The 21,554-nt window shown below is 34.6% G+C and carries 20 protein-coding genes; 8 read left to right on the top strand and 12 right to left on the bottom strand.

From position 1 onward, the window contains the following. Positions 1 to 62: 62 nt before the first annotated feature. The 5 genes from VB798_RS23085 to VB798_RS23065 form a co-directional block, all read right to left on the bottom strand. Positions 63 to 446 carry a type II toxin-antitoxin system VapC family toxin gene (locus VB798_RS23085; protein WP_323689603.1) on the bottom strand — a complete coding sequence of 128 codons (384 nt, stop codon included), beginning with the start codon at positions 444 to 446 and terminating at the stop codon, positions 63 to 65. Further along, positions 446 to 661 (bottom strand): type II toxin-antitoxin system VapB family antitoxin, encoded by a 216-nt coding sequence (vapB, locus tag VB798_RS23080; RefSeq protein ID WP_323689602.1) that lies wholly within the window; start codon positions 659 to 661, stop codon positions 446 to 448. Before vapB ends, VB798_RS23085 begins: the two co-directional genes overlap by 1 nt. Before the next feature lie 56 nt (positions 662 to 717). Then, on the bottom strand, positions 718 to 1,185 hold the full coding sequence (locus tag VB798_RS23075; protein WP_323689601.1) for a DUF1801 domain-containing protein: 468 nt from the start codon (positions 1,183 to 1,185) through the stop codon (positions 718 to 720). Positions 1,186 to 1,274: 89 nt separating this feature from the next. After that, entirely contained in the window at positions 1,275 to 2,285 is a 1,011-nt protein-coding gene (locus VB798_RS23070; RefSeq protein ID WP_323689600.1) for a threonine aldolase family protein, read from the bottom strand. 152 nt (positions 2,286 to 2,437) lie between these two features. Further along, positions 2,438 to 6,295, bottom strand: a complete 3,858-nt coding sequence (locus tag VB798_RS23065; RefSeq protein ID WP_323689599.1) for a pyruvate carboxylase — start codon at positions 6,293 to 6,295, stop codon at positions 2,438 to 2,440. Between the two features lie 396 nt (positions 6,296 to 6,691). Between VB798_RS23065 and VB798_RS23060 the strand changes: the two genes are divergently transcribed. The 5 genes from VB798_RS23060 (at position 6,692) to VB798_RS23040 (ending at position 11,122) form a co-directional block, all read left to right on the top strand. Next, positions 6,692 to 7,162, top strand: coding sequence for a DUF418 domain-containing protein (locus tag VB798_RS23060; RefSeq protein WP_323689598.1), 471 nt, complete (start codon positions 6,692 to 6,694; stop codon positions 7,160 to 7,162). A gap of 59 nt (positions 7,163 to 7,221) precedes the next feature. After that, positions 7,222 to 7,914 carry a DUF418 domain-containing protein gene (locus tag VB798_RS23055; protein ID WP_323689597.1) on the top strand — a complete coding sequence of 231 codons (693 nt, stop codon included), beginning with the start codon at positions 7,222 to 7,224 and terminating at the stop codon, positions 7,912 to 7,914. 151 nt (positions 7,915 to 8,065) lie between these two features. Next, complete coding sequence (gene pdxA, locus VB798_RS23050) at positions 8,066 to 9,085, top strand: 4-hydroxythreonine-4-phosphate dehydrogenase PdxA (RefSeq protein WP_323689596.1); 1,020 nt, start codon at positions 8,066 to 8,068, stop codon at positions 9,083 to 9,085. 83 nt (positions 9,086 to 9,168) lie between these two features. Continuing rightward, positions 9,169 to 10,047 (top strand): sugar phosphate isomerase/epimerase family protein, encoded by an 879-nt coding sequence (locus VB798_RS23045; RefSeq protein ID WP_323689595.1) that lies wholly within the window; start codon positions 9,169 to 9,171, stop codon positions 10,045 to 10,047. 133 nt (positions 10,048 to 10,180) lie between these two features. Beyond that, entirely contained in the window at positions 10,181 to 11,122 is a 942-nt protein-coding gene (locus VB798_RS23040; protein WP_323689594.1) for an NAD(P)-dependent oxidoreductase, read from the top strand. A gap of 95 nt (positions 11,123 to 11,217) precedes the next feature. Here the strand turns inward: VB798_RS23040 and VB798_RS23035 are convergent, their stop codons facing one another. Then, a complete protein-coding gene (locus VB798_RS23035) occupies positions 11,218 to 11,670 on the bottom strand; it encodes a methylglyoxal synthase (RefSeq protein ID WP_323689593.1) in 453 nt (150 codons plus the stop codon). Between the two features lie 225 nt (positions 11,671 to 11,895). Between VB798_RS23035 and VB798_RS23030 the strand changes: the two genes are divergently transcribed. Next, positions 11,896 to 13,248, top strand: a complete 1,353-nt coding sequence (locus VB798_RS23030; RefSeq protein ID WP_323689592.1) for an MATE family efflux transporter — start codon at positions 11,896 to 11,898, stop codon at positions 13,246 to 13,248. A 338-nt stretch (positions 13,249 to 13,586) separates the two neighbouring features. On the opposite strand, the gene VB798_RS23025 is transcribed toward VB798_RS23030, so the two are convergent. The 5 genes from VB798_RS23025 to VB798_RS23005 form a co-directional block, all read right to left on the bottom strand. Then, positions 13,587 to 14,120: a YfiT family bacillithiol transferase gene (locus tag VB798_RS23025; protein WP_323689591.1), complete on the bottom strand. Its 534-nt coding sequence runs from the start codon at positions 14,118 to 14,120 to the stop codon at positions 13,587 to 13,589. A 128-nt stretch (positions 14,121 to 14,248) separates the two neighbouring features. Continuing rightward, the gene (locus tag VB798_RS23020) at positions 14,249 to 14,671 is read right to left on the bottom strand and encodes a PIN domain-containing protein (protein WP_323689590.1); all 423 of its coding nucleotides are present in this window, start codon (positions 14,669 to 14,671) and stop codon (positions 14,249 to 14,251) included. Between the two features lie 3 nt (positions 14,672 to 14,674). Then, complete coding sequence (locus tag VB798_RS23015) at positions 14,675 to 14,923, bottom strand: DUF6364 family protein (RefSeq protein ID WP_323689589.1); 249 nt, start codon at positions 14,921 to 14,923, stop codon at positions 14,675 to 14,677. A 161-nt stretch (positions 14,924 to 15,084) separates the two neighbouring features. After that, positions 15,085 to 17,892, bottom strand: coding sequence for a leucine--tRNA ligase (gene leuS, locus VB798_RS23010; protein WP_323689588.1), 2,808 nt, complete (start codon positions 17,890 to 17,892; stop codon positions 15,085 to 15,087). A gap of 199 nt (positions 17,893 to 18,091) precedes the next feature. Continuing rightward, complete coding sequence (locus VB798_RS23005) at positions 18,092 to 19,120, bottom strand: GntR family transcriptional regulator (RefSeq protein WP_323689587.1); 1,029 nt, start codon at positions 19,118 to 19,120, stop codon at positions 18,092 to 18,094. A gap of 368 nt (positions 19,121 to 19,488) precedes the next feature. Here VB798_RS23005 and VB798_RS23000 point away from each other — a divergent pair, with 368 nt between their 5' ends. Then, a complete protein-coding gene (locus VB798_RS23000) occupies positions 19,489 to 20,304 on the top strand; it encodes a substrate-binding domain-containing protein (RefSeq protein WP_323689586.1) in 816 nt (271 codons plus the stop codon). A gap of 56 nt (positions 20,305 to 20,360) precedes the next feature. Here VB798_RS23000 and VB798_RS22995 read toward each other — a convergent pair whose 3' ends face one another. After that, positions 20,361 to 20,978 carry a hypothetical protein gene (locus VB798_RS22995; protein ID WP_323689585.1) on the bottom strand — a complete coding sequence of 206 codons (618 nt, stop codon included), beginning with the start codon at positions 20,976 to 20,978 and terminating at the stop codon, positions 20,361 to 20,363. Between the two features lie 70 nt (positions 20,979 to 21,048). Here VB798_RS22995 and VB798_RS22990 point away from each other — a divergent pair, with 70 nt between their 5' ends. Beyond that, positions 21,049 to 21,513 (top strand): GNAT family N-acetyltransferase, encoded by a 465-nt coding sequence (locus VB798_RS22990; RefSeq protein WP_323689584.1) that lies wholly within the window; start codon positions 21,049 to 21,051, stop codon positions 21,511 to 21,513. Positions 21,514 to 21,554 lie beyond the last annotated feature (41 nt).

Below are 21,554 nucleotides of genomic sequence, written 5' to 3'. Positions count from 1 at the left end.
AGTGGAATGATTTAGCTGGATTTGTTTGTGACTAAAATAAGAATAAAAATAGATTTTAAGAATTACCAGATTGTAACTACATCGTAGGCATTGAAATAACTATCTTTTGAAATGATTGTTAATTCTTTAGAAATACTTTGTGATATAATAATTCTATCAAATGGGTCTCTGTGATGAAAAGGTAAGCTTGAGAGTATTAAAGTATCTTCAAATGTTATTGAAAGAAGCTGAAAACCATTAAAATTAATTTGTTCAGCAATGCTATGAAAGGGAGAGTGTAAATCTAATTTGTTCAAACTCACTTTTATGGCTATTTCCCACAAACTTGCAATACTAACATAATTAATGGCATTTTTGTGTTCTATCGCTTTTCTCGCATTTTCCGACAAATTATAATCTCCATTCAAAAACCAAATTAATGTATGAGTATCAAGTAGATTTTTCATTAATTCATATATTCATTAAAATCGTCCAAAGGTTTATCAAAATCTTCTTTAATAGTAAACATACCTTTTGCACTACCAAATTTTGCTTTAGGCTTTTCAGGTTCTTGATTACTCTTTTGCGATTTACTTAGGAGGAAATCTATGAAATCAGACACTTCAGCTTTCATGTTTTCAGGCAAATTAATCAGTTTGTTATATAATAGGATATTGTCCATGACTTTTAGTAGTTTATACAAAATTAATGAAAAATATTTAAGTAAAAATTGGGTACTTAAAATTCTGTTTCCCGTTTCAATTGTGCTTCATAAATCTTAATCCATTCATCAACAGTTACTTTAGAAGCTAACTCTCCAATTAATTCAAATGGAATTTGGTCTAATTTCTTGAATCTGATACAGCTTTTTCCCATATCCAATTTAGATTTAGAATGCTTGGGGAATTCGTTTACAAACCATTGATTGATATTTGGGTCAGAGTAAACAAGCATGTGATAAACCGCAATAAAGTTTTTCTGTGAAGCAATATTCAAAAAAGGGAGTGGGAGATTCGGAGTACAATGATACCCACTTGGGTAAAGTGAATGTGGTACTACATAGCCAATCATACCATAGCTCATTGTTTCTTGAAAACCTTCAGGTAAGTTTTCCTGAATTACTTTTCTTAAATTGCTGATGGCGATTTTTCTGTCCTCAGGCAATTCTTCAATGTATTGGTCGGGAGTTTGGGCATTACTTTGCATCAATAAAGTTGTTTAGTGTTAGGATAAATTTACACAATACAGATGACATTAAAAAAGGCACAGTAAATAAATACTGTGCCTAATATCATTTATAAAACTCTCTTCTGAAACTCCTCTAAATGTTCATCCGTAAAATCTAAATGCGTTACAAATCTAACTAAGTGTTTGCCAAAAGTTGCGGCTCTAATACCTTTTTCGTGCAATTGCTGAACATAATCAGATGAAAGTATTTTTTCATTTAATCTGAAAATGACGATGTTGGTATCTACGGGTAAAATCTCTTCTACTTCTGGCAGTTTTGCCATTGTTTCGCCGATTATTCTAGCACGAGCATGGTCTTCTTTTAGTCTTTCAATATTATTATCTAGTGCGTAAATACCTGCTGCTGCCAAATATCCTGCTTGTCGCCAGCCTCCGCCCAAACGTTTTCTTACTCTTCTGGCTTTTTTGATAAAGTCTTTTGTGCCTAATAATACAGAACCAATTGGCGTTCCTAAACCTTTTGAAAGACAGACTGAAATGGAATCAAATAATTTGCCATATTCCAAAGGACTTTCCTGTGTTTCTACCAAAGCATTGAAAATTCTCGCTCCGTCCAAATGTAAAGGAATGCTGTTTTCGATGCAAAGCTTTTTGATGTCTTGAATATCAGCTAATTGATAATAAGCACCACCGCCTTTGTTGACGGTATTTTCCAAAGAAACTAAAGCTGAAATAGGATGATGAATATTGTCAGGCTGAATTACTTCTTTGATTTGAGAAGCCGTTAATCTTCCTCTATCTCCCTGCAATAAATTAACAGAAGCCATAGAATTGGCTGAAATACCTCCGCCTTCGTATAAATAAATGTGAGAGAGAGCATCGCAAATTACTTCGTCACCTTGTTTTACGTGGACGTTGATGGCTATTTGATTGGTCATTGTGCCAGAAGTACAGAATAATCCTGCTTCGTAGCCAAACATGGTAGCTGTTTTTTGTTCGAGAGCAATGACGGTTGGGTCGTCTTCAAAAACATCATCTCCAACTTCCGCCGAAAACATTGCTTCTAACATCGCAGGTGTAGGTTTTGTAAAAGTATCGCTTCTTAATTCAATGGTCATATTGTTGATAGTTTTTGATGAAATAAATTCTTACAAAGATAAAGAAGTGATTTGCTTTGCGCTTTATGACATTCTCTTTTTTGAATGGAATAAAACCAGAAGAGCCTTGAATTTCTCCAAGGCTCTTCATGAATTTTCAAGTCAATGATTATCTAGGCTAAAAAATCACCGCTTGTTATTTCTGGTAAACCGTCTGTCGGATGATTGTACAGATATGCGTATGCTTCATAAGTTGTTCCATCAATACTCACTGAAACGGCATTTCTTACAAAAACACTTTCAGCAATATTTTCTGGATAGAATTCTTCATACTCATCTAAAATTCTTATTAATCTTAAAGAATTTGAAAGTTTATACAATTCACCAATTACTTTGCTATTGGCATCATCAGAAACTACAATACCCGGATATTCACCGATATTGTACATTTTCCCTTGATAATCAGCTATTCCGATAAATTCAGAATTACGAGTAATTAGTTTATGTAATTCATTTCCGAAGTCTTTTCTAAGCGTACCATAAACGAATAAGTATTCTTCTTTGTCTGGCTCAGGTAAAGTGGCTTCTTCAACGGCTAATACTAAATCTTCTTGTTCAACTACCGTTCCTTCATTCAGAACAACTCTTGAAACGATACCTTCGAATGGAGAAGAAACGATTGATTCCATTTTCATGGCTTCAATGATATACAATGGTGCATTTTTCTTTACTTCATCGCCTGGTTTCACCAAGATTCTACTCAAACGACCTTGTAAAGGTGCGCCAATATCGCCTTTAGCCGAAGCTTTAGTATGTTGAGCACGTTCAATTTTGATGTTTTTATCTAATACTTTAATTCTTCGAGCTTGTCCGTTCAATTCAAAAGTAACGGTACGAAGTCCAGATTCGTCAGGTTCAGATTTATACAAATATTTTACAATAATTGTTTTTCCTTCATCAATTGTAATCAAGATTTCTTCGTCTGGTTTTAAACCATACAAGAATGCAGGCGTCGGAATTAATGAAACTTCACCATAAGTTTGTTGCGCTTTGTAGTAATCTTCATATACTTTCGGATACATTTTGTATGAAAGATAATCTAATTCTCCTTGCTCGTTTTCTGGGAATTTCGTTTTGAAATCTTCAAAATCCTTTCCAAAATCAATTGGAGGAATTGTATCGTTCGGACGAGTAGTCAATGGAGTTTCTCCTTTCAAGATAATTTCTTGTAATTGTTTTGGGAAACCGCCATAAGGCTGACCTAAACCACCTTTGAAGAAATCTTTTACAGACTCAGGGAAAGAAAGCGTTGCCCCTTTCGCATATACATCCTCAGCAGTTAAAGAGTTGGCGGTCATAAAGATAGCCATATCACCAACCACTTTTGAAGACGGTGTTACTTTTACGATGTCGCCAAACAATTTGTTAGCTTCAACATAATTGCTCTTCATCAATTCAAATTTATCGCCTACGCCCAGAGCAATGGCTTGTCCACGCAAGTTAGTATATTGTCCGCCCGGAATTTCGTTATCGTAAACCTCGGCAGTTCCTGCTTTTAATTCAGATTCAAACGGATAATACAATTGACGAATATCTTCCCAATAAGTAGAGTATTGGTTCAATAATGGTAAATTGATTGGGCATTCACGCTCGTTTCCTTGCATCATTGCCACCACCGAATTGAAGTTTGGTTGAGCCGTTAAGCCAGACATTGAACCTAAAGAACAATCCACAATATCAACACCAGCTTCAATGGCTTTTAAATAAGTAGCCGCTTGAATCGAAGCAGTATCGTGTGTATGTAAGTGTACAGGAATTGAAAGAGCTTTTTTCAACTCTGTTACTAACAATTGTGCTTGGTAAGGTCTAAGTAAACCTGCCATGTCTTTAATCGCCAAGATGTGCGCTCCTTCGTCTTCTAACTGGCGAGCCATATCTAAGTAATATTGTAACGAATATTTTTCATTCGTAAAGACATCACCAGTATAACAAATAGAAGCTTCTGCGATAGCATTTGTACGTTCACGAACAGCTTTAATAGATACTTTCATAGCTTCAACCCAGTTTAGGGAGTCGAAAATACGGAAGACATCAATACCTGTTTCGGCAGATTTTTCTACGAATTTCTCAATTAAATTATCTGGATATGCTGAATAACCTACCGCATTTGAACCACGGAAAAGCATTTGTAAAAGCATATTTGGCATTGCTTCACGGAATGCTTCTAAACGTTTCCAAGGAGATTCGTTCAAGAAACGCATCGCTACGTCGAAAGTAGCACCGCCCCAAACTTCCATTGAAAATAATTGTGGGAAGTTTTTAGCATAGCTTTCAGCAACCGCTACCATATCTTTAGTACGGACACGTGTTGCTAATAAAGATTGGTGACCATCTCTGAAAGTAGTATCAGTATATAAAATTTGCTTTTGTTCTTTGATGTACTGACTGAATTTATCAGCACCCATCGAATCTAACAATTGTTTATTTCCTGCTGGATATGCTGCAAAAGCATCAAAAGCTGGTACAACTGGTGTACGGAAAGTACGTTCGTTTTTAACTTTTACATCTGGATTACCATTTACTACCACATCACCCAAATAACGAAGTACTTTCGTTGAACGGTCTCTTGAAGTTTTAAAATCGAATAACTCTGGATGTGAGTCAATGAATTGTACCACACATTTTCCTTTTTGGAAAACTGGGTGCGTAATTACATTTTTAAGGAAAGGAATATTCGTTTTTACACCACGAATACGGAATTCTGTTAAAGCACGTGAAAGACGTTCAGAAGCTCCTTTCAAGGTTCTACCACGAGCAGACACTTTCACCAACATCGAATCGAAGTATGGAGAAATTTTTACACCTGGATATGATGAACCTTCATCTAAACGAATGCCAAAACCTGCGGCATTTCGGTAAGCGATAATTGTTCCGAAATCTGGTTTAAAGCCATTAGCAGGATCTTCTGTTGTAATACGACATTGAATGGCATAACCATTCAACGGAATATCTTCTTGTTTTAAAATAAAGATATTACTGTCTGAAAGTTTATAGTTTTGAGCAATTAGAATTTGCGTTCTAACAATGTCAATTCCTGTTACTTCTTCAGTAATGGTATGTTCTACTTGAATACGTGGGTTTACTTCGATAAAGAAAATGTTTTCGTCTTTATCCACCAAGAACTCAACCGTACCAGCATTATAATAATTTACTGCTTTACCAATTGATAAAGCATATTGATATAATTTCTGACGAGTTTCTTCTTTCAAACCAAAAGAAGGTGCAACTTCAACTACTTTTTGGAAACGTCTTTGTACAGAACAGTCACGTTCATAAAGGTGAACTAAATTTCCGTGTTGGTCACCTAATAATTGTACTTCAATATGTTTTGGTTGGTCGATAAATTTTTCAATGAAAATAGTATCGTCACCAAAAGCATTTTTTGCTTCGTTTTTGGCTTCGCTGAATGCTTTTTCTAAAGATTCTTCTTCACGAACTACACGCATTCCTCTTCCGCCACCACCCGCAGCAGCTTTTACCATTACTGGGAATCCGATTTTACGTGCTTCCGAAAGTGCAATATCATAATTGATTAAATCTTCTTTAGAGTCCTCAATCATTGGTACTTGTGCGATTCTGGCAGCTACTTTAGCAGCTACTTTATCACCCAAAGCATCCATTGCTTCTGGAGATGGTCCAATGAATTTGATACCTTCTTCACGACAACGGCGAGCCAACGTTACGTTTTCAGAAAGAAAGCCATATCCTGGATGAATCGCATCAATTTTTTTCTCTTTACAGAGTTTAATAATTCCTTCAATATCCAAATAAGGTTTTAAAGGCTCATCATCTTTCCCGATTTGGTAAGCTTCATCGGCTTTGTATCGGTGAAGAGAATAACGGTCTTCAAACGTATAAACGGCAACGGTGCGAATACCTAATTCAGAGGCAGCACGCATGATTCGGATAGCAATCTCACCACGATTGGCTACCAAGAGACTGTTGATTTTTTGGACGTAAGGCTGAGCCATATTTCAGAAATTGGTTGTCGATTATTGGTAAATGCTTTATTTGAAAGGGTCTTGTGTTTTGAAAATCTCTTACTAAGGCTAACTATTAAGAAATTATAATCTACAAAACAAAAACATATTAAATCATACAAAAATCAAAAATAAATTGGGTATTTGGTTACTTCTACACAAGAAAATTTGGCAGATATTAGAAAGATGCAATTTGGTTTTGGTTAGATGCTATTTTTGTAAATGTGCTTGGTGTTTCAATGTGATAAATGACAAAAATCATTTATTATCCTGAGCTAAGGATTTATTGAATTACTAAGTTACAAATACATTTACATGGATTTGTAATCTTACTTGAAAAGAGTATATAAGGTTCTCAATTTTTAATAAACCCTAACAAGTTTAATCATGATGAATTTAAACACCTCAAAAAATAGAATTTTGTTTGTTGATTCCCTTAGGGGATTTGCATTGCTAGGAATGGCTTTAACACATATTAGGGCTTGGTTTGTCCTAAGCATCATTCCCAATATAATCAATGTAAAGTATCAAAATGATTTAGCAAGTGTTGTTGTAAATCAATTTAATAATTTTTTTATTGTGGGTAAATTTTACACCATTTTTTCTTTATTATTTGGAGTGAGCTTTGCCATTCAATTAGGACAGAGGAAAGATTCGGATAAAAAATTTATTCCAAGATTTATTTGGAGGTTACTTATTCTTTTTATCATTGGCTTTATCCATCATGTGCATTGGAATGGAGATGTGTTAGGAGTATATGCTTTTCTAGGTGTTTTTTTAATTTTATTGAGGAATATTGGAAGTAAAACCTTATTAAGTTTTGCATTTTTTTTATTCTTATTCTGCCTAGTTTTTTAAGAAATCAAATCCAATTTTATGGTTCAGTTCCTAAAGCACAAACAAGTAGAGGTGTAGAAATGGGAAATGAACATCAGGAAAAAAGCTACATTCAAAGTTTTTATACTTTGAAGCAAGGAACTTATCAAGAGATTGTTACTCAAAATTTGAAGGGACTTAAAACAAAAGTTGACTATCAGTTTAATACCAGTAGAATTTTTGTGACTTTTGGCTTTATGCTGTTTGGACTTTTTATTGGAAGGGGAAAGGTTTTAGAAAACCTAGATCTTATAAGGCCTCATTTGAACAAAATATTACTGTTCTTGATAATTGTTACTCTTTCTTGTGTCATTTTACTGAAAAAAGTAGATTTTGGGTTAAATAATCATGTAGGAAACAACCCAGTAATCATTTTTCATAATTTTTTAATTTTATTGAAATCTCTTCTCATTACAATGACTTACATCACTGGATTATTTTATTTAAGTAATTTAAAACAAATGGCAGTTGTGAATATGACTTTAGCTACAATTGGCAAAATGGCAATGACAAACTATTTAATGCAAAGTGCCTTTGGTGTATTGTTATTTTATGGAATTGGTTTTGGCTTGGCGGGCGATATTAGTCCTGCTTGGTGTTATGTAATTGGTATCGGAATTTTTATTTTTCAAATCATTTTTAGTAAATGGTGGCTAAGTATATTTATTTGTGGACCAATGGAATGGCTTTGGCGTTCAGCAACTTATTTAAAATGGCAAGCCTTCAAAAAGTAGTTTTAACAGAATTCAATATTGGGTTCAGCGAAGCAATTCGTTGAACCTTTTTTATTTCCCCTACTTTTAAGATAACTTGCAACTCAAATTTATAGAATGGTGAAAACTCTGTTATTTTAAAGAAATCAACCATTCCCTCATTACAAAAACAATGGAACAACAAAAACCAATCATAGGAATAACTTTAGGCGATTATAATGGTGTAGGGCCTGAAGTAATTTTAAAGGCATTAACAAGTAACCGTATTTTAAAACTTTGTACGCCTGTAATTTATGGTTCGCAAAGAGTATTTACTTATTACAGAAAAGCACTTGAATTAAAAGATTGGACTTTACATGGTATTCAGAGTATCGACCAAATCAATCCAAAATTTACCAACGTCATTACTTGTTGGGATGATAAACAAACCGAAGTAACACCGGGTAAAGTAACTCCTGAAGCGGGTGCTGCTGCTTTAGCTTGTTTACAAAAAGCAACGGAAGATTTAAAAGCTGGGCATATTCATGCTATCGTGACGGCTCCCATCAATAAAAATAATATCCAATCTGAAGAATTTAAATTCCCTGGGCATACTGAATACTTCACTGAAGCGTTTGATTCCAAAGAATCTTTGATGTTTTTGGTTTCTGATGTGTTGAGAGTTGGCGTAGTAACAGGACATATTCCTTTGGGAAGAGTACGTGGAGCGATTACTCAGGAAAAAATTACGCAGAAACTGAATTTGATGTTTACTTCTTTGGTAGAAGATTTTGGTATTCAAAAACCAAAAATTGCTGTATTGGGCTTGAATCCTCACGCTGGAGAAGATGGCTTATTAGGTAATGAGGAAAAAGAAGTAATCTCTCCAGTTTTGGAACAATTCAGAAAGAAAGGTAATCTTGTTTTTGGACCTTTTCCGGCGGATGGATTTTTCGGAAATGCTCAATTTAAACATTATGACGCTGTTTTAGCAATGTATCACGACCAAGGATTGATTCCTTTTAAATACATTTCTTTTGAAAATGGTGTCAATTTTACGGCTGGACTTTCGATAGTACGTACTTCGCCAGACCACGGAACGGCTTATGATATTGCTGGAAAAAATATAGCCAAAGAAACATCCATGCTTGAAGCTATTTTTACAGCCATTGATGTAGTAAGAAATAGAAAAGAAATAGTTAGTCCAGTATAAGGAAAATTCAAAAAAGCCTTAATTTGTAAGGGTAAAATATTTTCTAAAAATATTATTCAATCTAAATTCAACCTTAATTAACAATGTCAATCGAACAACAATCACGTCGTGACTTTTTGAAAAATAGCTTAATTGCTACTGCTGGTGCAACGCTTCTTGCGAATGATTTATGGGCTGCTAAAAAAGAGGCTCGCCATATTGGGGTACAGTTATATTCTGTGCGTGATGCCATCAAAGTAGATGCTAAAGATACTTTGGCTAAAATTGCTAAAATGGGTTACAAAGAAGTAGAAGGTTTTGGTTATTCAAACGGCAAATTCTTTGGTTTAACACCTGCTGATTATGCAAAAACGTTGGCTGATAACGGTTTGAAAATGCCATCTGCTCATGCTATGGTTACTTCAAAAGACTATGCAAACGGACAGCTTTCTGATGATTTCAAGAAATTGGTAGAAGATGCAATCAAAGTTGGTCAAAAATATGTGATTGCTCCATACATGTCTGACCCAGACCGTTTGATTGGTAAGCAAATGGCAGAAACTTTCAATAAAGCAGGTGAATATTGCAAGGCTTCTGGTGTGAAATTTGGTTACCATAACCATGATTTTGAATTCAAAAAGTATAATGGCGAACAACTTTATACAACCCTTTTGAATAATACTGATAAGAATTTAGTAACATTCGAAATGGATTTATATTGGGTAGTTGTGGGTAAAGAACAACCTATCGAATGGTTCAAAAACCATCCAGGAAGATTTACGCATTTCCACGTAAAAGACCACGATCCAGTTAAAAATGTAACAGTAGAAGTAGGAGAAGGCGATATTAATTTCCAAGAGATTTTTAATGCGGCTAAAATTGCAGGTACAAAATACTTTGTGGTTGAATTAGAAAACTACAAACGTACTCCAATGGAAGGCATTGAAATTGGCTTAAACAACTTGAAAAAATTAAAGTTTTAGGCGCTAATTTTTCTGAAAAATATTTAATCTGTTAAATTTGTAAACAGAAAATGAACCTGTCACCTCAGTGGCAGGTTTTTTTAGTACTTATTCATACCGAAGCGGAATTAATTAATCGGTACGAACAACAAATATGATGAAGAAAGTTTTAATTGCTGATGATATGCACCCAAGCATCCTGACGATGCTCAGTGAAATAGGTTTTTCTCCAGATTACCAACCCAATATTCAACGTCCTGAATTATTGAATATCATAAAAGATTACGAAGGATTATTGATTAGAAGTAAAACTAAAATTGATAAAGAGTTTTTAACGCATCAACAAAAATTAGAATTTATTGGTAGAGCTGGCGCAGGTTTAGATTTGATTGATATTGAAGCCGTAGAGCTATTAAATATTCAATTGTTTGCAGCAAATGAAGGAAATTCTGATGCTGTTGCGGAGCATACTTTAGGAATGTTGTTGTCGCTTTTCAATAAAATCAATTGGGCTGATGCAGAAGTTCGTCAGAAAATTTGGTTGCGTGAAGCCAATCGTGGCACAGAATTAAAAGGTATGACGGTCGGTATTATCGGTTATGGTAATATGGGAAAAGCGCTTTCTGAGCGACTAGCGGGCTTTGGTGTAGAAGTATTGGCTTACGATTGTTTCAAAACAGATTACTCATCCAACTTGGTAAAAGAAGTAACGATGGAAGAAATCTTTGAGAAAACAGATATACTTTCTTTGCATATTCCTTTAAATGAGTCATCGAAAATGCTGGTGAACGATGTGTATTTATCGAAATTCAAAAAGAATATTTTCCTAATAAATACTTCTCGTGGAGAAGTGGCTTCTGTTACGGATATTTTGAAAAACTTACAATCGGGTAAAGTAAGAGGGGCTTGCTTGGATGTATTAGAAAATGAGAAAATGAAACAATTAACACCTGAACAAGAAGAGGTTTATGAGCAATTGTTTCAAATGAAAAATGTAATATTAACGCCACACATTGCGGGTTGGACGGTTGAAAGCTACCGAAAAATTAACGAAGTACTTTTTGAGAAAATTAAGAAGATGTATGGCTTGGGGTGATTTGAAAATTTGGTGATTTGAAGATTTGAAAATGTGATTGATGAATAAAACTTACTTGTTTATTTCTTGCCATTTTCAAATCTTCAAATTGAAAACTATACTTTTCTTCCCAAATAAACAGAATAATCTGTCAGACGAGATTCGTATTCATCATTCATTAATGGCGAAGTCAACATAAAATCAGCCGTGGCACGGTTACAAGCCATTGGGATATTCCAAACTACACCCAAACGCAACAAAGCTTTAATATCTGGGTCATGCGGTTGTGATGCCATTGGGTCCCAGAAAAAGATAATCATGTCAACAGCACCTTCGGCTACTAAAGCACCAATTTGCTGGTCGCCACCCAACGGACCACTTAATAATTTTGTTACTGGTCGGTCGATAGATTCTTCAACCAATCTGCCTGTTGTTCCTGTTGCAAATAATTCATGTCTTGATAATACTCCTCTGTTGTAATAAACCCAATCAATTAATTCGGCTTTTTTATTATCGTGTGCAATAATGGCAATTCTTTTTCGAGGCTTTAATGTTCTAATATTCGACATAGTATCGTTGGATTGTTTTTAGGTAAGTTAAGTGTTTAGGATTTCTGCAACAAAAGTACAGTTTTTAGTCTTTAATGTTAATTTATTTCATTTGATGTTTTAAATCAAAAGCCAATTAAGTATATCAATTATTTAGGTTTTAACTTTGTAGAAGAATCTACAAAAACTTTCTTTTCTCAATCATTTCTTTTGTTTGTATCAACAATCTCTTAAAAAAATATACCCTTGAAAAATTTGTTTAAAAATTATCAGCCCGACCTTATTGCTACTTATCGTTTGTCGCTTCCCATCATTGCGGGGCAGTTAGGCATTATGATTATGGGTTTGGTAGATACCATACAAGTAGGACGCATCGATAAAGGTGCGGTAGAATCCTTGGCGGCAGCGGCTGATGCTAATGGAATTTTGATTAATATTTCCATTATTGGTTATATCTGTTTACAAATTGTTTCGCCAATGGTTGCCAAAGCCAAAGCTGAAAACGATTTCGCCAAATGTAATTTATTATTAAGAGCAAGTTTGTGGGTAGCCTTGTTGATGGCAATTATTTGTTCGGTATTAGTAGTGGCATTTGGACTGAATATGGAAATACTGCAACAGCCTCCACAGATTAGAACACTTACACAAGAGTATCTTTGGATAATGACAGCCTCTACCATTCCAGCTTTTCTTTTCTCGGCGATGAAAAGTTTTACTGACGGACTTTCACATACCAAAGTAGCCATGAATATTACTTGGACAGCCCTTTTGATGAACGTTATTCTGAACTATTTTTTGATTAATGGTATTTGGATTTTTCCAGAATTGGGATTAAAAGGTGCTGGTTATGCTACTTGTATTGCTAGGCTTTATATGTTTCTTGCCATCACTTATTATGTTTTTCGTTCAGGTAAGTTTAAAGAATATATAGGGACAAAAATTCATGAAAATGAAATGCCTAAACTGATTAAAAATATCCTGAAAGTAGGCATTCCAAGTGGTTTTCAGGGCTTTTTCGAAATTGCGGCTTTCTACGGTGCTGTTGTAATGATGGGTTGGATAAGTATTGAACATAAAGCGGCGCACCAAGTAGCAATTGGTTTTGTGTCACTTACTTATATGGCTGCCACTGGAATTGCTACCGCTGGGGGCATCAGAGTTGGGGCAGGTGTAGGAGAAAAAAACCGTACTGCCATCTTTAGAGCTGGAACCGCTGCATTACTCATGGGTGTAAGTTTTATGGGCGTTTGTGGCGTGTTGATGTTGACTTTCAATGACTTTTTTGCGAGTTATGTAAAAGACGAAGGCGTAATATTATTGGCAGCCCAATTAATCATTTGGGGAGGAATTTTTCAATTATTCGATGGCGTTCAGGCGGTGAGTTTGGGTATTTTACGAGGAGTGCAAGATGTAAATGTTCCTACCTTAATTACCATTTTTGCTTATTGGGGCGTTGGCTTGCCTTTGTGTTATGTTTTAGGATTTATTTATGATTTAAAGCATATTGGTATTTGGATTGGGCTAACACTTAGTCTTTTCGCTTCTGCGAGTTTATTAAGCTGGCGATTTTATAATAAAGTCGGTAAAATGAAATTATAAAATTGCGGTTGAAGTAATAAGTACATTGGTACTAAAAACCGTAATTTTCCGCAAAAAAGAAAGAATTTTTATATCCAGAGAAGAGATTTTCTTATTTGAAATAGCAAAATTGCTATCTAAAACCGCAACAATCCGAAGTTTCGATTGAATATTGCTGTTAAAAACCGCAATATTCCGCAAAAAAGTAGAAATGTTGATACTTGGAATACCAATTTTCCTACTAAAAGATGAAATTTTTCCTCTTTTAGTAGGAAAATACCTTCAAAAAGGATAAAATTTTATCCTTTTTGAAGGTATTTTCTATAGAAGACTTTAAAACTTTTTGTATTAGATAATTTCTATGATTGGGCAATTCCTAGTGCAATTTTAATATGTGCCAAATGATGTTGACTATGCCAAACGCCAATATCAACGGCATCTTTCAAGGTCATGTACATCTTACGTGTTGGATGATAAAATCCTTTTTGAAAATCTTCTTCCGTCATTTGTTCTAAAAGATACGTCCAACGCTGATGAACACCTGCTAATAAAGTCAAAGAGAAATCAATAGGAGCCGTTTTTGCTTCCTCTAAATTTGCCCAAGCATCAACTTTTCCTACCACAGCTTCCGAATTCACTTCAGTGAGAGCATGTTTAAAACGAACAAAATACAAAACGTGCATATCGGCAACATGGTGAATGATTTGTCTGACCGACCAACTACCTTCACGATATTGTTTCAATAAATCCTCCTCGCTTAATTCAGCAGTTACTTCCTTATATTTTGCAGGAATCGTTTTTAACAAAGCTATTTTTTCTTGAATCTCTTCCCAAGTATGCGTTTCTTGAGGGACCCATTTTCCAATGGGATATTGTAAGGCTTGTAATTCCATAAAAAAGATAATTTGATGAAAGGTATATTTTAGTTTTTGAAGTTAAGGATAAAAAACTAAAAGCACTTGAAGAGATTGTTATTTTTGAGAATTGGGTATATTAAGGTAGGAGATAGGATATTGATTTCTTAATGATTAGGTTTTGATTTTAAATAGTTTTCAGGTGTCATGACAGATAGGGAGCTGTGTTTGTAATCTTTGGTATTACGTGTGATGATGATGTCAATCTCTGTATTCAACTCTGCTGAATAGTTTTGTAAAGCATCTTCAAAATCTTTGAACTCTGATTTCAAAGCCATAATAATTGCTTTTCTATCTATGATTAAAATTTCCATAATAGAAATGAGTACGCTAAGTTTTCCAATTACTTTTTCATGTGAAGCTGTTTTTCTTAGCAAGTAATAGACATTACTAATGATTACTGGAGTAATGAATCCTTTTATTTGTTTCGACTCACAAAGTGATAAAATTTTTGCTGCATTTTCAGAGAAGGGTTCTCTATCGAAGAAAAAATCAAGAATTATATCTGTATCAATTAAAATCCTTGTCATAATTTATAAATACTTTTCAGATAAACTATTACTTAATTCTTCTTTGTAGTCTAATTTCTCAGGGGCAGAAAAAGTACCTTTTAAAGATTTCACAATTGGTGTTAATTCAATTTCATCTTGAGGGTTATCTACTGGGAGTGTTTTTAGATAACTTTCAATTAAATCGGATAAGCTTCGTTCTTTTTCTTTGGCATATTTTTTTGCCTTATCAATAACAGCTTGCTCTATTGTGAGGGTCAATTTAGCGTTCATAACAGTATCTTTTAGATAAAACTTGTATATATAAATTTAGAAATAAATGCTCTTCTCTGCAAATTTTAAAAGTATTCAAGTTGTATAAACAAAAAAAATCCTATGAGGTTTCAAAAACCTCATAGGATTGAATAGAATTAAATCTTCGTAAATAAACTACCTTACAACACTACATTCACAATACGTTTTGGAACGACGATTACTTTTTTAGGAGCTTTGCCGTCTAACCATTTTTGTACTACTTCATTGGCTAATACGCCTGCTTCAATATCCGCTGGAATCGCATCGGTTGGGAAAGAGATGTTTGCTCTTACTTTACCGTTGATTGAAATCGGATAATCGAAATTAGCTTCTACCAATAAAGAAGCATTGAATTTAGGGAAAGTAGCATAAGAAATTGTTCCTGCTTCGTTGCCTAACAATACCCAAAGTTCTTCAGCAATGTGTGGCGTGTATGACGACATCAAAATGACTAATTCTTGCAAGATTGCTTTCTTATTACATTTCAATGTACCTAAATCATTTACGCAAATCATCAAAGTAGAAACTACTGTATTGAATGAATAACGCTCTAAATCTTCTTCTACTTTCTTGATACAAGTATGTAAAACCTTCAATTCTGCTGGCGTTGGAGCTTCATCTTTTACTTTGAAATTTCCCAAATCGTCATAGAACAAACGCCATACTTTTTTGATAAAACGGAATGAACCGTCGATACCATTGGTATTCCAAGGCTTGGCTTGCTCTAATGGACCTAAGAACATTTCGTACAAACGCAAAGTATCTGCACCAACTTTATCGACTAAAACGTCTGGATTGACTACGTTGTATTTAGATTTTGACATTTTCTCTACTTCTACACCGCAGATATATTTGCCATCTTCTAAAATAAATTCAGCATTTTCAAAATCTGAACGCCAGTTTTTAAAAGCTGTTATATCCAATACTTCGTTTGAAACAATGTTTACATCCACGTGGATTGGCGTAGTTTCATATTGTTCTTTCAAACCGAATGAAACAAAGACTGGATTTTTGCCTTCGCCCACAGAAGATTTCACACGATATACAAAATTAGAACGCCCTTGAATCATGCCTTGATTAATCAATTTCTTAGCAAATTCTTCTTCGGGTACTAATCCTAAATCTTTCAAGAATTTATTCCAGAAACGGCTGTACAATAAGTGTCCAGTAGCGTGTTCTGAACCGCCTAAGTATAAATCAACAGCTTTCCAGTAATTGATAGCTTCTGACGAAGCAAATTCTTGCTCATTTTGGGCATCCATATAACGATACCAATACCATGACGAACCTGCCCAACCCGGCATTGTTGACAATTCATATTCGTATTCGCCTTTGTACTTCCAACCTTCTGCACGTCCTAATGGTGGCTCGCCTGTTTCGGTTGGTAGGTATTTGTCGATTACTGGTAATTCTAAAGGCAATTCGCTTTCTTCAATCAAATATGGTAAACCGTCTTTGAAGTACGCTGGTACTGGCTCGCCCCAATAACGTTGGCGACTGAATACTGCATTACGCAAACGATATTGAATTTTACCTTTACCGATTCCTTTTTCTTCTAACCATTTTGTCAAAGTTGCCGTTGCTTCTTTGTATCCCATGCCGTCGATAATTCCTGAATTGATGTATTTTCCTTCTTTGGTATTATCGGCTTGTTCTTCAATATCTTTTTGTGCATCTAAAATTGGCACAATTGGTAAATCGAAATGTTTCGCAAAATTCCAGTCACGTTGGTCGCCTGAAGGTACGCCCATAACTGCACCTGTTCCGTAGCCCGCCAAAACATAATCTGCTAAGAAAATAGGAATTTTCTCGTCGTTAAATGGATTGATTACATAGCTACCTGTAAATGCACCCGTTACTTTTTTCACTTCCGACATACGGTCTAATTCCGTTCTTGAAGCTACCCATTTTATATACTCATCAACTGTGGCTTTTTGTTCTGATGTTGTCAAGAATGGAACGTACTCATGTTCTGGAGCAATTACCATAAACGAAACACCATAAATGGTATCAACACGAGTCGTAAATACTTCAATAAATTCAGGTGCATTTTCTTGAACAGTCGAAGCATCAACTTTAAATTTCACACTTGCACCCGTACTTCTACCAATCCAGTTGCGTTGTTGTTCTTTCAAAGCGTCTGACCAATCTACTTCGTTCAATCCGTCGATTAATCTATCGGCATAAGCAGTAATACGCATTGCCCACTGCTTCATTTTTTTCTGTTCAACAGGATAACCACCACGTTCTGAAACGCCATCTTTGATTTCATCATTCGCCAAAACTGTTCCTAAAGCTGGACACCAGTTTACCACAGAATCATCAGGGAAAGTCAAACGGAATTTCAATAACAAAGTTTGTTGCTCTTGTTCGTTCATTCCATTCCATTCTTCCGCAGTAAAGTTTGGTGTATCTTCATCACAAACGGCATTAATGCCTTTGTTACCAGAAATTGCAAAACGTTCTACTAAAGAAGCAATCGGTAAAGCCTTGTTAGCATCTTTATCATAATAATGCTTGAACAATTGCATGAAAATCCACTGCGTCCATTTGTAATATTTGGCATCAGAAGTACGTACTTCACGAGACCAGTCATAACTAAAACCAATTTGTTTTAGCTGACGAATATAAGTAGTAATATTTTCTTCGGTAGTAATCGCAGGATGTTGCCCCGTCTGGATGGCATATTGTTCGGCAGGTAAACCGAATGAATCAAAACCCATTGGATGCAATACATTAAAACCTTTCAAACGTTTGTAACGAGCGATAATGTCAGAAGCGATATAACCAAGTGGATGACCAACATGTAAACCAGCACCTGATGGATAAGGAAACATATCCAAAACATAGTACTTTGGTTTATCGTGATTAATCTCTGTTTTATAGGTTTGGTTTTCTTCCCAAAACTTTCTCCATTTCTGTTCTGTTTCTTTGAAATTGTATTCCATTGCTTGTGGTTTTTGTTGTAGTCATTAACAATAAGTGTGATTTGGCTACAAGATAATTTTTTTAGAGTTGCAAAATTACAGGATTTTAACAGAAAAAGAGCCATGAAAACAAAACAACCTTGACTAAAGATAGTCAAGGTTGTAAACAAGGGATAAGATTTTTATCATCTTAGCCTATTTTTCAATTAAAAAAGTGCTTTTAAAGTGATTTCCTTAAAACCATTTCCATCGGTACTTGTACCTGTTGGCGTTTACCGGCTTGGATAATGTTGGCGGCCATTTTTCCAATCTCAGTAGGCTTTGAGGATATTATCGTGATGCCACCGGCTAATATTTCTTTATAACAATTGTCGTTCAAAGAGATTAAACCAATTTCTTTGCCCAATGTAAAGTTTTGTTGTTCTGCTGATTTAATTACTGCTACTAAATCAATGTCATCCATCGTCAAGTAAGCATTTCCTTGCATTACTTCTTCATCTTGAAAGCCATCCAACACTTGGAAATCGAAATGATTTGTCTCACAGAAATCTCTAAAACCAGTAATCAATTCAGAATCGAAGTACTCGTCTTCTGTCAATACCAAATTCAAGGTTTTGTATTTCTTGAAATGCTTTAAGTTTTGTTGCATTACTTGTGCAATCTCATCACCCGAATTACTCAAAATACTTGAATTCAATCCATGAAGTGATGCTAACGATTGTTCTAAAAAGATAAGGCGTTCGCCAGAAATCTTCTTTAAACATTTAATGTTTTCTTCACTTTCCTCAATTAAGTGAGGCATGATAACATAGTAGTGATAATTACCAAGATGGCTGTTGATGATTTCTCTGAAATTATCACTCTTGTAATTGTAAGTGAAAATATCAACCGTTACATCTTTGTTAGAGGCATTCACAAAAGCATTAAAAATAGCTTTGTTGTTTTCTGTAATTTTCCCAACTAGGAAAAATACTTTCGTTTTGGTTTTGGCTGACTTCCCAGAAATAAAATATCCTTTTCTGAAAATAGAAGTAATAACGCCCAAACGATGAAGTTCTGAATAAGCACGTTCAACAGTATCACGAGACAAGTAGCACTCTTCACTAGCTTCGTTGATGGAAGGAAGGCGTTCACCCGTTTGTAAGTTTCCGCTTTCAATATCAATCAACAAAGTATTTACCAGTTGTTGATATTTTGGTGTTTTTGAATCTTGCTTGTTTTGAGAAAACTCTCTGAATGTCTTTATCATTTTATTGGTTGGATAAAATTGGGTTATTTATATATTGGTAATAGCAGGTAATACGCAAGTGATAAATAATACAATTACATTTTGCTTCAACTGTAATTTTTGACTTTAAATAAAACGAGTGCTTTGAATGATTTAATAAGTCAAATAAATTATTGAAATAGTGCAGTAATTGTTTCGTAAAATTAGTTGCTAAATGCTTCTGATGGTTAGGACATTTCTTGCAAATGCTGGTATATATTTTGCAAAACTGTGAAAATGAGTATTTTGTGTCCTGATATGACCTGTCTTTTACGCTCGGTGTAAAACAGGATATTTAGTTCTTCGGAAATATGTTACTTGGACACAATAAGACAAAAAAGACACTCTCATTGACAGCACAAATAGCCAATTCGCACAGAAGCCTTCAAAAAAAAGAGCTAAAAATCCTGATGGTTTTTAGTAGGCTGAACGATTTTAAACATGAAATCTACGATGGTTTTATGAATGAAATTGAAGGGAAAGCTACGGTAGATTTATACATTCATCAGTTCAGTACCCAGAACGCTTTTCATTTTGAAAAGGTCATAAAAGAGAAAATCAATCAGTATGATTACTTCGCTTTTATGCTTCATGCCAATTGCCCGAACGAAGATTTCCTCAAAACCGTCAACAGTATTCCAACTGGGAAATTGATTCTTTTAGAAAAAAGGAATGAATTTATTCGGGGAAATTACGCTTGCGTTTATCAAGATTTCGAGCAAGATATTTACGAAGCTTTGTTCAAAGCGAAGGAAGCTATCATGAAATATAGTACAATCAATTGTATTATTCAGGAGCATTATGCCAACGCTTATTTCGTAATTGAAGGACTGAAGAAGTTTGCTAAAGAACATCAATTGCAGTACAACATTTATTCAGAAGTAGAAGAAAATACCATCAGAAGTAAAGAAGCATATTTGATTCTTTCGGAAAGATATTTGGCAGAAACGCTGATGTGTTGCCAACATAAAAAGATGAAAGTAGGAGAAGATATTGGCATCGTTTCCTATAACGAAACACCGATTAAGGAAATACTTTCTGGAGGAATTACGGTAGTTGCTACCGATCATTTTCAATTAGGAAAAAACGCTGCCGACTTAATTCTGAGTGGCAAAAAAGAACACATCAGAAATCCTTTTGTGTTTATTAGAAGAAATTCTTTGTAAGCTGTCAGCTATGAGCCTTTAAATAAAAAAAGCTCATAGCTCATAGCTAAAAGCTATTAATTAACCCCTAACTCTTTCCCAATCGAAACAATCCATTGGTCGAACAAAGTCTTTTCAATATCACAAGCGATTTTAGCGTGCGTTTCCCATTCAGGAGAAAACTCTTTTAATTGACTAATCATCTCTGCCAAATGTCCTTCTTCTTCAACAATGATTGATTTCATGTTTACTTTAGACGATACTTCATCAAGTAATTCTTGATAGGCAGGATACAATTCGTCGGCTCTTACTTCAATGGCATAAGTAACCAATAGATAAGCGGCATATCTCAAATCACTTCCTGAAAGCTTCAAGCTGCTTTTTAAATATCTACAAACCTGAATGTCCAGCGTATGTAAATAAGTATAACTCGCAAAAGGAGCGATGAGATATGGGTTTTCGTAGGTTGGGAAATCTGCTATTTTTCCGACCTTCTGAATTTGCTTTTTTAAGTAAAAAGCATGACGTGCTTCTTCGGCTGCGTGCTTCAAAACGATATAAGAAACCTTAGTTTTATCTTCTGAAGCCGATATTTTTCTTGCACCTGTATTCTCCATTAATGAAAGAGTATTCAAGAATCGAGAGTGAAGAGAATCGTTAGCAATGATGTTTCGGAATATTTCTTGTAATTTCATACCCAAAATTAGTAAGTGATTTTCATTCAATTTTTTTTATCCTTAATTATTTACTCACAAAATTAAAAATATGCAATTCCATTATGTGAATTACTCACCTGAGGAATTAGATGAAGTAAGAAAAATCTTTATAGAATATGCTGAATATTTGAAGATTGACCTTTGTTTTCAGCATTTTGAAGAGGAATTACAATCTTTATCAAAAGTATATGCAGCACCCAAAGGCTGTATTATTCTTGCCAAAATCAATCAGGAAATTGTAGGTTGTATTGCGCTAAAACTCATTGCTGATGGCGTTTGTGAAATGAAACGCCTTTACGTAAAACCAACAGCTAGAGGACTGAAAGTTGGTAGAAAATTGGTTGAAGAATTAATCACTTTCGCTAAAAATGCCCATTATCAAACCATGAAATTGGATACTTTAACCAGTTTGACGGAAGCTATCGCTTTGTATCGTTCTTTTGGTTTTAAAGAAACATCAGCTTATGTTTATAATCCTTTGGATGAAGTATTATACTTTGAATTAAACTTTTAAAGAGTAATTGCTTGCTAAAATCTGAAAGAATTAATTATTAC

The sequence above is a fragment of the Arcicella lustrica genome (assembly GCF_034930985.1).
In the GTDB taxonomy this organism is placed as follows: Bacteria; Bacteroidota; Bacteroidia; order Cytophagales; family Spirosomataceae; genus Arcicella; species Arcicella lustrica.
The sequence above is the reverse complement of the archived record's forward strand: the minus strand, read 5'-3'. Positions and strand labels throughout refer to the sequence as shown.

What these genes read in the sequence shown, in the direction of transcription:
- VB798_RS23085 (WP_323689603.1), bottom strand. Translation starts at nt 446, where the DNA reads ATGAAAAATCTACTTGATACTCATACATTAATTTGGTTTTTGAATGGA.
- VB798_RS23015 (WP_323689589.1), bottom strand. Translation starts at nt 14,923, where the DNA reads ATGAACGCTAAATTGACCCTCACAATAGAGCAAGCTGTTATTGATAAG.
- VB798_RS22990 (WP_323689584.1), top strand. Translation starts at nt 21,049, where the DNA reads ATGCAATTCCATTATGTGAATTACTCACCTGAGGAATTAGATGAAGTA.
- pdxA (WP_323689596.1), top strand. Translation starts at nt 8,066, where the DNA reads ATGGAACAACAAAAACCAATCATAGGAATAACTTTAGGCGATTATAAT.
- VB798_RS23075 (WP_323689601.1), bottom strand. Translation starts at nt 1,185, where the DNA reads ATGCAAAGTAATGCCCAAACTCCCGACCAATACATTGAAGAATTGCCT.
- vapB (WP_323689602.1), bottom strand. Translation starts at nt 661, where the DNA reads ATGGACAATATCCTATTATATAACAAACTGATTAATTTGCCTGAAAAC.
- VB798_RS23005 (WP_323689587.1), bottom strand. Translation starts at nt 19,120, where the DNA reads ATGATAAAGACATTCAGAGAGTTTTCTCAAAACAAGCAAGATTCAAAA.
- VB798_RS23035 (WP_323689593.1), bottom strand. Translation starts at nt 11,670, where the DNA reads ATGTCGAATATTAGAACATTAAAGCCTCGAAAAAGAATTGCCATTATT.
- VB798_RS23020 (WP_323689590.1), bottom strand. Translation starts at nt 14,671, where the DNA reads ATGACAAGGATTTTAATTGATACAGATATAATTCTTGATTTTTTCTTC.
- VB798_RS22995 (WP_323689585.1), bottom strand. Translation starts at nt 20,978, where the DNA reads ATGAAATTACAAGAAATATTCCGAAACATCATTGCTAACGATTCTCTT.
- VB798_RS23055 (WP_323689597.1), top strand. Translation starts at nt 7,222, where the DNA reads ATGGGAAATGAACATCAGGAAAAAAGCTACATTCAAAGTTTTTATACT.
- VB798_RS23040 (WP_323689594.1), top strand. Translation starts at nt 10,181, where the DNA reads ATGATGAAGAAAGTTTTAATTGCTGATGATATGCACCCAAGCATCCTG.
- VB798_RS23025 (WP_323689591.1), bottom strand. Translation starts at nt 14,120, where the DNA reads ATGGAATTACAAGCCTTACAATATCCCATTGGAAAATGGGTCCCTCAA.
- leuS (WP_323689588.1), bottom strand. Translation starts at nt 17,892, where the DNA reads ATGGAATACAATTTCAAAGAAACAGAACAGAAATGGAGAAAGTTTTGG.
- VB798_RS23070 (WP_323689600.1), bottom strand. Translation starts at nt 2,285, where the DNA reads ATGACCATTGAATTAAGAAGCGATACTTTTACAAAACCTACACCTGCG.
- VB798_RS23065 (WP_323689599.1), bottom strand. Translation starts at nt 6,295, where the DNA reads ATGGCTCAGCCTTACGTCCAAAAAATCAACAGTCTCTTGGTAGCCAAT.
- VB798_RS23060 (WP_323689598.1), top strand. Translation starts at nt 6,692, where the DNA reads ATGATGAATTTAAACACCTCAAAAAATAGAATTTTGTTTGTTGATTCC.
- VB798_RS23045 (WP_323689595.1), top strand. Translation starts at nt 9,169, where the DNA reads ATGTCAATCGAACAACAATCACGTCGTGACTTTTTGAAAAATAGCTTA.